Source organism: Pseudomonas sp. FeN3W (assembly GCA_030263805.2).
GTDB lineage: Bacteria > Pseudomonadota > Gammaproteobacteria > Pseudomonadales > Pseudomonadaceae > Stutzerimonas > Stutzerimonas stutzeri_G.
In genome coordinates, this window is sequence record CP136010.1 from 116,965 (window position 1) to 129,361 (window position 12,397).

The window sequence follows — 12,397 nt, forward strand, 5'->3', positions numbered from 1 at the left end:
AGAGACGATTGGGTCTGTAGCTCAGTTGGTTAGAGCGCACCCCTGATAAGGGTGAGGTCGGCAGTTCGAATCTGCCCAGACCCACCAATTGTCATGGGATGTGGCCGATCTGTAGATGGGGCCATAGCTCAGCTGGGAGAGCGCCTGCTTTGCACGCAGGAGGTCAGCGGTTCGATCCCGCTTGGCTCCACCATTAACTCGAAAATCGCTGAAAGCTCAGAAATGAGTGCTGCTTGCGCATCTGATGATGGGTGAGGGTATTGATTTCTGGTCTTTGCGCCAGAACTGTTCTTTAAAAATTTGGGTATGTGATAGAAGTAGATTTGAGTGATCACTTTCACTGGTGATTATTCAAGTCAAGGTAAAATTTGCGTGTTCTCTATGCAAATTTTCGGCGAATGTCGTCTTCACGTTATAGACAGTAACCAGATTGCTTGGGGTTATATGGTCAAGTGAAGAAGCGCATACGGTGGATGCCTTGGCAGTCAGAGGCGATGAAAGACGTGGTAGCCTGCGAAAAGCTTCGGGGAGTCGGCAAACAGGCTGTGATCCGGAGATGTCTGAATGGGGAACCCAGCCATCATAAGATGGTTATCACACACTGAATACATAGGTGTGTGAGGCGAACCAGGGGAACTGAAACATCTAAGTACCCTGAGGAAAAGAAATCAACCGAGATTCCCTTAGTAGTGGCGAGCGAACGGGGACTAGCCCTTAAGTTGATTTGAGATTAGCGGAACGCTCTGGAAAGTGCGGCCATAGTGGGTGATAGCCCTGTACGCGAAAATCTCTTATCAATGAAATCGAGTAGGACGGAGCACGAGAAACTTTGTCTGAATATGGGGGACCATCCTCCAAGGCTAAATACTACTGACTGACCGATAGTGAACCAGTACCGTGAGGGAAAGGCGAAAAGAACCCCGGAGAGGGGAGTGAAATAGAACCTGAAACCGTATGCGTACAAGCAGTGGGAGCCTACTTTGTTAGGTGACTGCGTACCTTTTGTATAATGGGTCAGCGACTTATTTTCAGTGGCGAGCTTAACCGAATAGGGGAGGCGTAGCGAAAGCGAGTCTTAATAGGGCGTCTAGTCGCTGGGAATAGACCCGAAACCGGGCGATCTATCCATGGGCAGGTTGAAGGTTAGGTAACACTGACTGGAGGACCGAACCGACTACCGTTGAAAAGTTAGCGGATGACCTGTGGATCGGAGTGAAAGGCTAATCAAGCTCGGAGATAGCTGGTTCTCCTCGAAAGCTATTTAGGTAGCGCCTCGTGTATCACTGCTGGGGGTAGAGCACTGTTTCGGCTAGGGGGTCATCCCGACTTACCAAACCGATGCAAACTCCGAATACCAGCAAGTGTCAGCACGGGAGACACACGGCGGGTGCTAACGTCCGTCGTGAAAAGGGAAACAACCCAGACCGTCAGCTAAGGTCCCAAAATCCTGGTTAAGTGGGAAACGATGTGGGAAGGCTTAGACAGCTAGGAGGTTGGCTTAGAAGCAGCCATCCTTTAAAGAAAGCGTAATAGCTCACTAGTCGAGTCGGCCTGCGCGGAAGATGTAACGGGGCTCAAACCAGGTACCGAAGCTACGGGTTCAACGCAAGTTGAGCGGTAGAGGAGCGTTCTGTAAGCCTGTGAAGGTCAGTTGAGAAGCTGGCTGGAGGTATCAGAAGTGCGAATGCTGACATGAGTAACGACAATGCGAGTGAAAAACTCGCACGCCGAAAGACCAAGGGTTCCTGCGCAACGTTAATCGACGCAGGGTGAGTCGGTCCCTAAGGCGAGGCTGAAGAGCGTAGTCGATGGGAAACGGGTTAATATTCCCGTACTTCTAGTTACTGCGATGGGGGGACGGAGAAGGCTAGGCCAGCAAGGCGTTGGTTGTCCTTGTTTAAGGTGGTAGGCAGAGATCTTAGGTAAATCCGGGGTCTTAATGCCGAGAGCTGATGACGAGCTTTCTTTTAGAAAGCGAAGTGGTTGATGCCATGCTTCCAGGAAAAGCCTCTAAGCTTCAGGTAACTAGGAACCGTACCCCAAACCGACACAGGTGGTTGGGTAGAGAATACCAAGGCGCTTGAGAGACTCGGGTGAAGGAACTAGGCAAAATGGCACCGTAACTTCGGGAGAAGGTGCGCCGGTGAGGGTGAAGTATTTACTACGTAAGCCCATGCCGGTCGAAGATACCAGGCCGCTGCGACTGTTTATTAAAAACACAGCACTCTGCAAACACGAAAGTGGACGTATAGGGTGTGACGCCTGCCGGTGCCGGAAGGTTAATTGATGGGGTTAGCGCAAGCGAAGCTCTTGATCGAAGCCCCGGTAAACGGCGGCCGTAACTATAACGGTCCTAAGGTAGCGAAATTCCTTGTCGGGTAAGTTCCGACCTGCACGAATGGCGTAACGATGGCGGCGCTGTCTCCACCCGAGACTCAGTGAAATTGAAATCGCTGTGAAGATGCAGTGTATCCGCGGCTAGACGGAAAGACCCCGTGAACCTTTACTATAGCTTTGCACTGGACTTTGAATTTGCTTGTGTAGGATAGGTGGGAGGCTTTGAAGCGTGGACGCCAGTTCGCGTGGAGCCATCCTTGAAATACCACCCTGGCAACTTTGAGGTTCTAACTCTGGTCCGTTATCCGGATCGAGGACAGTGTATGGTGGGTAGTTTGACTGGGCGGTCTCCTCCTAAAGAGTAACGGAGGAGTACGAAGGTGCGCTCAGACCGGTCGGAAATCGGTCGTAGAGTATAAAGGCAAAAGCGCGCTTGACTGCGAGACAGACACGTCGAGCAGGTACGAAAGTAGGTCTTAGTGATCCGGTGGTTCTGTATGGAAGGGCCATCGCTCAACGGATAAAAGGTACTCCGGGGATAACAGGCTGATACCGCCCAAGAGTTCATATCGACGGCGGTGTTTGGCACCTCGATGTCGGCTCATCACATCCTGGGCTGAAGCCGGTCCCAAGGGTATGGCTGTTCGCCATTTAAAGTGGTACGCGAGCTGGGTTTAGAACGTCGTGAGACAGTTCGGTCCCTATCTGCCGTGGACGTTTGAGATTTGAGAGGGGCTGCTCCTAGTACGAGAGGACCGGAGTGGACGAACCTCTGGTGTTCCGGTTGTCACGCCAGTGGCATTGCCGGGTAGCTACGTTCGGAAGAGATAACCGCTGAAAGCATCTAAGCGGGAAACTTGCCTCAAGATGAGATCTCACTGGAGCCTTGAGCTCCCTGAAGGGCCGTCGAAGACTACGACGTTGATAGGTGGGGTGTGTAAGCGCTGTGAGGCGTTGAGCTAACCCATACTAATTGCCCGTGAGGCTTGACCATATAACACCCAAACAATTTGGCTGTTAGACGGTAAGTCGACAAACAAACCGAAAATCTGCACGAACACGCAATACCCGTTCGATCACATACCCAATTCGCTGCAGCGGCTAAACCCCGAGGCAGCAACTGAATTGCTTGACGACCATAGAGCGTTGGAACCACCTGATCCCTTCCCGAACTCAGTAGTGAAACGACGCATCGCCGATGGTAGTGTGGGGTCTCCCCATGTGAGAGTAGGTCATCGTCAAGCTCCTTTTCCAAACCCCCGACCCGCGCAAGCTGGCCGGGGGTTTGCTTTTGCGGTGGAGAAAAGCACAAGGCGTTGGACAATTCGTTGATTGCCCTTAGGACAGTTGATACTACTAGTCTTGGCAAAAATTCTGCGGCTACATTTAGTGGGCGATCGCTCCGCATGCTCGGGGCTAAGGGTTGAAGAATCAGACACTTAGTCTCCAGGCTTGGCTGATTCCAGCTTGACGTTAGTGCTCCAGCACATCCACAACGATATTCATTCGCTCATCGCCCAGTATCCACAGCCGATGTAATGCATGTGCCAGGCTGTCAAAACGCGTAAAATCGCGCCTCAATCTGGCGACCAGACTGTGAGTCTATCTAGTGGAAATATTCAAAGAGTTTACGTTTGAGTCAGCACATCGTTTGCCGAATGTGCCGCAGGGACACAAATGTGGCCGATTGCACGGGCATTCTTTCCGGGTAGCGTTGTATATCAGCGGTACAGTGAATCCGCATACGGGCTGGATTCGCGATTTTGGTGAAATCAAGTCTATCTTCAAACCATTGTACGAGCTGCTGGATCACAATTACCTGAATGATATTCCTGGGCTAGAAAACCCCACCAGCGAGAATCTTGCGAAATGGATCTGGAATGAGCTCAAACCGCTGCTACCTGAACTTTCGCGCATCCGAATTCATGAAACCTGTACAAGCGGTTGTGAATACTGCGGCGATTGAGCACTGTCCAGCCAACGCGAATCAGTAGGGTGCGGTCTGATCATTCCCATGCTAGGCGTCTATATCAGACGACGGTGGCCCAAGTAGGCATTTGAGAAAGTACTCGTGCCAGCGCGTTCCCCGGGTAGATACGTGTAAGTTGCTTATACGTGCAGATCTACCTTTTGACACCTCAGCATCGTTATTGCAGAGTACGGCGTTTTTTCGCGACGTACGTCGTTTATATGGAGAATTCAATGAACGCAGTTGTTGCGGCTGTTGGCATCATGCTGATTCTGAGTCTTTGCCGCGTGCACGTAGTGGTCGCGCTCATCGCCGGAGCTATGGCTGGCGGTTTGATTGGAGGCTTGGGAATTGAGGGTAGCTTGGCGGCCTTCAACAAGGGGCTAGGCGGTGGTGCAACAGTTGCCTTGTCTTATGCGTTGCTGGGTGCGTTCGCCGTTGCCATTGGAAAAAGTGGGTTGGCTCACGCCCTTGCTGATAAGGCGCTAGCTTTGGTTGGAAAGCAGGGCGCGCAAGGCAGCGGAGCGGTTAAGTGGATGATGATCAGCTTGCTGCTCGCCGTTGCTGTTTCATCACAGAATATCCTGCCTATTCATATCGCATTTATTCCCCTGCTGGTTCCCCCGCTGCTTTTTGTGCTGTCGAAGATGAGAATCGATAGGCGTTTGATTGCATGTGTGCTCGCGTTCGGTCTGATTACCCCGTATATGTTTCTTCCGGTCGGGTTCGGCAATATTTTCTTGAACGAGATATTGCTGGCAAATGTCGCTAAAAGCGGAGTGGATGTAACTGGAATCAAAGTCACGCAGGCGATGCTGATCCCCGCAATAGGGATGCTTGTGGGATTGCTGATTGCTTTTTATAGCTATCGAAAGCCCCGTGAATACGACCTTGTGCGTGTCGAGCAGCTTGAAAAAACCACAGTGACCTACAGCCCTCCCACGCTGCTAGTGGCTGCTATCGCAGTTGCAGCAGCCTTCGTGATTCAGCTTTGGCTGGACTCGATGATACTTGGCGCACTTGCGGGGTTCGTGATCTTTTCCGTGTCCGGCGTGGTGCGTTGGCGCGAAGCGGATGACCTGTTTACCGACGGGATGAAGATGATGGCCATGATTGGCTTCATCATGATCGCGGCCGCTGGTTTTGCCGAGGTGATGCGTGAAACCGGCGAGGTCAAGCTGCTGGTAGATGCTTCGACTCAGTGGATCGGTGACAGCAAGCCTATTGGCGCGCTGTTGATGCTTCTGGTTGGTTTGTTGGTGACCATTGGTATTGGATCTTCTTTTTCCACAGTGCCGATCATCGCCGCGATTTTTGTTCCTCTTGGTGTCGAGCTGGGGTTCAGTCCGCTAGCGATCGTTAGTCTGGTCGGAACTGCCGGCGCTCTGGGCGATGGCGGTTCTCCCGCATCCGACTCCACTCTCGGTCCGACTGCCGGCTTGAATGCAGACGGTCAGCACAATCATATCTGGGATACTGTCGTGCCGACCTTCCTGCATTACAACCTGCCACTCCTGGCATTTGGTTGGCTGGCGGCAATGATGTTGTAACCCAATCAAATTCAGTGTCAGCTGACACCTAACTCCAGCCTGACACTGAATTATCTGCCTGCCCCGCACTCGTACCGCCGCTCGTTGACTAAACAGAACCAAACGCAGCGACAAGGTCAACAATGGACAATTCGAGGCTCGAGCAGAAGGTCTTTCTTGCGCTGCTGGTGGTGGTGTCTCTGGCTTTTGGTTGGATCCTACTGCCGTTCTATGGGGCAGTCTTCTGGGCGGTGATACTGGCGATCATCTTCGCACCCTTGCAGCGGTATCTTTACAGACGGTTTAGCCAGCGACGCAATCTGACAGCCCTAATCACCTTGCTGGTTTCGTTGCTGGTCGCCGTATTGCCGGTAATTTTGATCGCCGGGATGCTGGTTCAAGAAGGGGCGACCCTCTACAAGCAGATCGAAAGTGGTGAGCTGGACATCGGCAGCTGGGTCGCCAATTTCCGCGAGCTACTGCCTCAATCGATACAGCTGCAGCTTCAGCGCTTCGGTTTTGGTGACCTCGATTCCATGCGCGAGCGGCTGGCCTCTGGAGCGCTGGAGGGGAGTCAGTTCCTCGCCACCAAAGCATTCAGTTTTGGCCAGGGGACGTTCCAGTTCCTGGTTAGCTTCTTCGTCATGCTGTACCTACTGTTCTTCTTGATTCGCGACGGGCGCGACCTGGTGGCACGCATCAGGAAGGCCATTCCGCTCAGCGATGCTCAGAAGCGGCGTCTGTTCAGCAAGTTCACGCGAGTCGTACGCGCGACGGTAAAAGGAAATATTGTCGTCGCCGTTACCCAAGGAGCGCTCGGCGGAATCATCTTTGCCGTGCTCGGAATTTCCGGGGCACTGCTGTGGGGCGTGCTGATGGCATTCCTGTCATTGTTGCCCGCAGTCGGGGCGGGCCTGATATGGACGCCGGTAGCCATCTATTTCTTGATGACCGGTGCGATCTGGCAGGGCGTGATACTTACGCTCTATGGTGTGCTGGTAATCGGCCTGGTGGACAACATCCTCAGACCGATCCTGGTTGGAAAAGATACAAAGATGCCGGATTACGTCGTGCTTATCTCGACGCTGGGGGGGCTGGCATTGTTCGGGCTGAATGGCTTCGTGATCGGCCCGCTGGTCGCAGCGTTATTCATATCGACCTGGGGACTTTTCACCTCGCCAGATGAGCCTTGAGCATGGTTAGTGGAAGAGGGGACAGGCCTTGTGGCTTGGCCCCTCCCTCCGCAGTCACATCAGGCGCTTTCCGTCTTCCCGCGTGATGATGACTGTTGCTGAACGCGGCCTGCGCCCCGGTCCGTCCGGCCAGATGCTTGTGTAGTTGGTCGCGGTCGAGTCTTCGCCGGGGTGCTGGATGTTAACGAACAGGGTTCGAAAGTCCGGTGTTGCGGTGATTCCGGTTACCTCTGCGCCCTGAGGCCCGACGAGGAACCGCTTGGTCTCACCGGTGCCGGGATCAGAAACCAACATCTGATTGTTACCAAATGGCCCGCTGCTCAGTTGGCTACCGCTCATGTCGGTCTGGATCCACAGCCGGCCTTCGTCGTCGAACCACAGACCATCCGGGCTGGCCATGATGTTGCTGTCATCCAGCGCTCGACCCTTCGGCCCTCGACTATTCTCTCGTGGCCCGGCCAGCAAATAGATATCCCAGTTGAAGCGCGTGCCCGCAAAGTCGCGGCTCGCTTCACGCCAGCGAATGATGTGACCAAATGCGTTCGGTGCACGCGGATTGGAGGCGTCTGCTTCCTGGCGTCCACTGTTGTTGGTGAGGGTAAAGTAGACCTCCCCGCTATCCGGGTTCACTGCGCCCCATTCCGGCCGATCCATCTTGGTGGCTCCGACGATGTCGGCGGCCAGGCGGGTGTTGATCAGGACTTCACCTTGATCCGCAAATCGAACGCCGGCGGCCTCGCAGGCACGCTGGAATGCCGGATCGGCATGGTCCAGAGCGAGCCAGTCGCCGCTGCCGTCAGCGTTAAAGCGCGCGACATAAAGAATCCCTTCGTCCAGCAGTCGCCCGTCGCTTCGCTGTGGCCGGTAGCGGTCGCGGCTGACGTACTTGTAGATATATTCGTTCTGCGAATCATCGCCGGAATAACAGACAACGGGCCGGCCTGGCCTTACCGGGGCGAACACCAGGCCCTCGTGGGCGAAACGACCGAGGGCCGTATGCTTGACTGGCGTCGAGTTCGGATCGAACGGATCTATCTCGACGATCCAGCCAAAGGTGTTTGGCTCGTTACGATAATCCGCTTGTGGATCGGTTGCGATGCGTGAGGCGTTGAAGCGCTCGAACTCATCTCCGGCAACTGTCTCCCAGCCATAACGACCGCTGCCGCGCACACCATAGCGGCTAAGTTCTCGAGGTAGGTCGCTGTCGCCGGTGGCGAAGTAACCTGCCCAGTTTTCCTCGCAGGTGAGGTAGGTACCCCAAGGCGTATGCCCGTTGGCGCAGTTGTTAAGCGTTCCGCGGGTTGAGGTACCGCTCGGGCTGTAGCGGGTGCGCATCAACGCATGGCCGCGCGCGGGGCCTTCAATACGCATCGGCGTGGCACCCGTAATGCGGCGGTTACGTGCCGTCGGTAAGACCGACCAATCGCCACGCGGACCGCGGCGGATCTCTACTACCGAAACGCCGTGGGCGTTGATTTCCTTGCGGACCTCGTCGACATCGACACGCTTGCCATCGACCACCGTCGGGCCGTTGGGGTGGAGTAGAGGCGCTTGAATGTATTCGTGATTCAGAACCAGCAAGCCGTGATCGCTCTGGCGCCCGCCGAGTTTTGCATTCATCGGGAAGAAATGCATTCCGTCGTGATGCATGCCGACTTGTTGAGCCTGGTCTTCGGCGCTATTGCTCGCGTCTTCCATCCAGGTCGGGTAGCTGCCGGTAATGGGGGTGCCCCATGGAATGAAGGTGGTCGCGGAATAGCCGGCGGGGACGGTGATAGCATCGGCCCGCGTTACCGCTACTGGAGAGAACGGCAGGCGAGTGCGGCGTCGGAACGGGAGGTCCTTGAGCCCTTGCGCGGGTGGTTCAACCGCTTGCGCAAGTCCAGGAATAGCGGCACCGAGAAAGGCCATGGCTCCCAGAGCTGCGCCGCCAACCACTACCCTTCGACGGCCAGCAGAGATCACATCCTGAATGTGCGGATTCGTCGAATGGTTACTGGGCAACTCGTCCCCGTTGCCAAACAAAATGTCGTTGTTCTCAGTAGTCACGGCGCAGCTCCATTTCGATTTTTGTCGGAGCCATGACGCTAAATTCGATATGCGACAACAGAATGACAGGTAGGCGCCGTGCCGACGAAATGTCATCCTCTTCTACGCAGTCTGCTCGCAAAAAAAAAGCCTCGGCAGATGCCGTAATGCTGTTCACTTAAGCGGGGCAGCCTTACGATCCACCGGATATCGGGTTTTGGAAATCTTCACCGTCCTTGGCCTTTTTGGCCTTGGACGGTGATCCAGAAACATCCCCCCGACACCTCCTCTTAACTCAGCCAACCTTCTACCTGTTGCCGATACCGGATTGGCCGCTGCCATGACGATCAGTTGCACCGCAATGTACTGGCAGGCGGGCTTGAAGCGTATATCCGATGGTGTTCGGCCAAAGGTGACTGCGGCTTGGCTGGCCTCCCGACGGATGATGTTATAAGCGAGCAGGAGCCCCCACACCTCCTGATAAATCAGCTCGACCTTCTTGCTCCGTAGCGTCACCGCGTTTTGTTGCATTGAGCTTTTGATGTCCCTGAAGCCCAACTCAATCTCCCAACGCTCCAGATACAACTCGGCGACAGCTTTTGTGCTGTACCCCTTGGCCGGCAGAGAAGTGAGCAACGATCTGACGCGCCCTCGGCTTTCATAGCTGACCTCACGCACCTCCCAGTGTGTAGGCAGCTCGGGATTACGTTTGCGTGCCTGGGGCGAGACCTTCATCCGAACACGGCGATCATGTTCGCCATAACGCTCGACTTCCTCCATCACCAGCCCCTTGCGCGCTGGCGTCAGCCAGTGCCGATTGCTTCCTCCACCCACCACGCCCAACAGCAGATCAGCACCCCAGAAGCCCTTGTCGAACAATGTGATCGAATTGTCCGGGATCTGACTCAGGAAGGTTTCGGCCAGGCGCATTTCGCTGTCCCGGTAGGGACTAAGCTGAGCATCGAGGATCACGTGGGAGCGCACATTCATCAGGGCAACAAGCCGTAGCATTGGGAAAGGCGTCTGGCGGTCGTTGCCCGTATTGCCAGAACCGAAATGTTCTCTCAGCTCAGGTGAGTCAGGGGTTCGCAGAAATGCGCCATCTACTGCGAATACTTGCAAGCCGTGCCAAGCATCGCCTTCGTATCGCTCGCAGCCCCATTGTTTACCTGTCTGACGGAACAAGGACTCGACCGGGTCGGCACCCAGCCTTTTACGCGCTTCAGTCACACCGCTGCGCGCCAGTAATTGATCAGATGCCAGGCCTTGAGCGCAAATATTCAGGCGCCTGGCTACTTCATGTACGGGCTCATCGCGGAACAGCGCCATGCCCAGCACCAACCAAAGCACCTGGTCACTCGGTAGGCGTCGCCGTCTTATGGTGGCCTGAGCAGAGAGGTTGAGCGCACTGGCAACCCATTCGACAGGGATGTTCTGAGTGAAGGTGCTGAGGTCGGAGAAGTTGAAGAGGTCGCTAAGGTCGAACAGTTGCTGCTGAATGGGCATAAAAAATCCGATACCAGGAGACTGATATCGGATTTTCTGGAAAGCCCGGCTTGGACTCAAATGCTTAAGTGAACAGCATTACGGCAGATGCCGAGGCTTTTTGTTAACACCTGCGGCCGGTGAAGGCCGCGAACCGATTCTTAGTGGAACTGGTTCATGGTGTTGTCTTTACCGCTCGCCTTCAGAGCCGCTTCGCCAGCGAAGTACTCCTTGTGGTTGTCGCCGATGTCGGAGCCAGCCATGTTCTGGTGCTTGACACAGGCGATACCCTGACGCAGTTCCTGACGCTGAACGCCCTTCACGTAGGCCAGCATGCCTTGGTCGGCGAAGTAGCCCTTGGCCAGGTTGTCGGTGGACAGCGCGGCAGTGTGATAGGTCGGCAGGGTGATCAGGTGGTGGAAGATGCCGGCGTGAGCCGAACCATCGCGCTGGAAGGTGCGGATCTTCTCGTCTGCAACCTGTGCCAGCTCGGTTTCGTCGTACTCGACGCTCATCAGCTTGGCGCGGTCGTAGGCGGATACGTCCTTGCCTTCGGCAACGAAAGCGTCGAACACCTGCTGACGGAAGTTCAGCGTCCAGTTGAACGACGGGCTGTTGTTGTAAACCAGCTTGGCGTTCGGAATGACTTCGCGGATGCGGTCGACCATGGCCTTGATCTGGCCAACGTGCGGCTTCTCGGTTTCGATCCACAGCAGGTCGGCGCCGTTCTGCAGCGAAGTGATGCAGTCCAGTACGCAGCGATCTTCGCCGGTGCCCTTGCGGAACTGGAACAGGTTGGACGGCAGACGCTTCGGACGCAGCAGCTTGCCTTCGCGCTTGATTACGACGTCGCCATTGCCCAGCTCGGCTTCGGAGATTTCTTCGCAATCCAGGAAGGAGTTGTACAGGTCGCCCAGGTCGCCCGGCTCTTTGGTCACAGCGATCTGCTTGGTCAGGCCGGCACCCAGGGAGTCGGTACGCGCAACGATCACGCCGTTGTCGATGCCCAGCTCGAGGAAGGCGTAACGAACGGCCGCGATCTTGGCGAGGAAGTCGGCGTGCGGAACGGTCACTTTACCGTCCTGGTGGCCGCACTGCTTCTCGTCGGAAACCTGGTTCTCGATCTGGATGCAGCAGGCACCGGCTTCGATCATGCGTTTGGCCAGCAGGTAGGTGGCTTCCGGGTTACCGAAGCCAGCGTCGATGTCGGCGATGATCGGGACGATGTGGGTTTCGTGGTTGTCGATCTGCGCCTGGATCTCGGCAGCCTTGGCGTTGTCGCCAGCTTCACGAGCGGCGTCCAGTGCAGTGAACAGCAGGTCCAGCTCGCGGCTGTCAGCCTGACGCAGGAAGGTGTACAGCTCTTCGATCAGGTCGGAGACGGCAGTCTTCTCGTGCATGGACTGGTCCGGCAGCGGGCCGAACTCGGAACGCAGAGCGGCAACCATCCAGCCGGACAGGTAGAGGTAACGCTTGTTGGTGGTCTTCAGATGCTTCTTGATCGAGATCAGCTTCTGCTGACCGATGAAACCGTGCCAGCAACCGAGGGACTGCGTGTAGACGGACGAGTCGGCGTCGTACTCGGCCATGTCCTTGCGCATGATGTCGGCAGTGTACTGAGCGATTTCCAGACCGGTCTTGAAGCGGTTCTGGGCGCGCATGCGAGCGACGGACTCAGGGTTGATGGCGGCCCAGCTGCTGCCGTATTGCTCTTTCAGGGCGGCAACTGCCTTGATGTCGTCTTGATATGCGGACATGTTCAATCCTTCAAAAATGAGTGTGGTTGAGCACCGACTTTTCCCACCGAAACCTACGTGCTATCGCTGATCATTGCGGGCAACACGCGGCAGAGCGTC

Annotated in this window: 6 protein-coding genes, 2 tRNA genes and 2 rRNA genes; 7 read left to right on the plus strand and 3 right to left on the minus strand. The window is 55.5% G+C overall.

The window, feature by feature from the left end:
- Positions 1-10: 10 nt before the first annotated feature.
- The 7 genes from P5704_000530 (at position 11) to P5704_000560 (ending at position 7,028) form a co-directional block, all read left to right on the plus strand.
- Positions 11-87: transfer RNA gene (locus P5704_000530), tRNA-Ile, on the plus strand.
- A 30-nt stretch (positions 88-117) separates the two neighbouring features.
- Positions 118-193, plus strand: a tRNA-Ala gene (locus P5704_000535).
- Between the two features lie 253 nt (positions 194-446).
- Positions 447-3,331: ribosomal RNA gene (locus tag P5704_000540) — 23S ribosomal RNA — on the plus strand.
- A gap of 134 nt (positions 3,332-3,465) precedes the next feature.
- Positions 3,466-3,581: ribosomal RNA gene (gene rrf, locus P5704_000545) — 5S ribosomal RNA — on the plus strand.
- A 365-nt stretch (positions 3,582-3,946) separates the two neighbouring features.
- Positions 3,947-4,303 carry a 6-carboxytetrahydropterin synthase QueD gene (gene queD, locus P5704_000550; protein WOF79031.1) on the plus strand — a complete coding sequence of 119 codons (357 nt, stop codon included), beginning with the start codon at positions 3,947-3,949 and terminating at the stop codon, positions 4,301-4,303.
- A 236-nt stretch (positions 4,304-4,539) separates the two neighbouring features.
- A complete protein-coding gene (locus P5704_000555; protein ID WOF79032.1) occupies positions 4,540-5,856 on the plus strand; it encodes an SLC13 family permease in 1,317 nt (438 codons plus the stop codon).
- 122 nt (positions 5,857-5,978) lie between these two features.
- Entirely contained in the window at positions 5,979-7,028 is a 1,050-nt protein-coding gene (locus tag P5704_000560; protein WOF79033.1) for an AI-2E family transporter, read from the plus strand.
- A 54-nt stretch (positions 7,029-7,082) separates the two neighbouring features.
- Here P5704_000560 and P5704_000565 read toward each other — a convergent pair whose 3' ends face one another.
- The 3 genes from P5704_000565 to P5704_000575 form a co-directional block, all read right to left on the minus strand.
- The gene (locus P5704_000565) at positions 7,083-9,077 is read right to left on the minus strand and encodes a PhoX family phosphatase (protein ID WOF79034.1); all 1,995 of its coding nucleotides are present in this window, start codon (positions 9,075-9,077) and stop codon (positions 7,083-7,085) included.
- A gap of 153 nt (positions 9,078-9,230) precedes the next feature.
- Positions 9,231-10,556 (minus strand): IS4 family transposase, encoded by a 1,326-nt coding sequence (locus P5704_000570; protein ID WOF81137.1) that lies wholly within the window; start codon positions 10,554-10,556, stop codon positions 9,231-9,233.
- Between the two features lie 146 nt (positions 10,557-10,702).
- On the minus strand, positions 10,703-12,298 hold the full coding sequence (locus P5704_000575; GenBank protein ID WOF79035.1) for an isocitrate lyase: 1,596 nt from the start codon (positions 12,296-12,298) through the stop codon (positions 10,703-10,705).
- Between the last annotated feature and the right edge of the window lie 99 nt (positions 12,299-12,397).

Bases quoted from the DNA above. Each gene is read 5' to 3' on its own strand.
- P5704_000555 (WOF79032.1), top strand. From the start codon at position 4,540: ATGAACGCAGTTGTTGCGGCTGTTGGCATCATGCTGATTCTGAGTCTT.
- P5704_000560 (WOF79033.1), top strand. From the start codon at position 5,979: ATGGACAATTCGAGGCTCGAGCAGAAGGTCTTTCTTGCGCTGCTGGTG.
- P5704_000575 (WOF79035.1), bottom strand. From the start codon at position 12,298: ATGTCCGCATATCAAGACGACATCAAGGCAGTTGCCGCCCTGAAAGAG.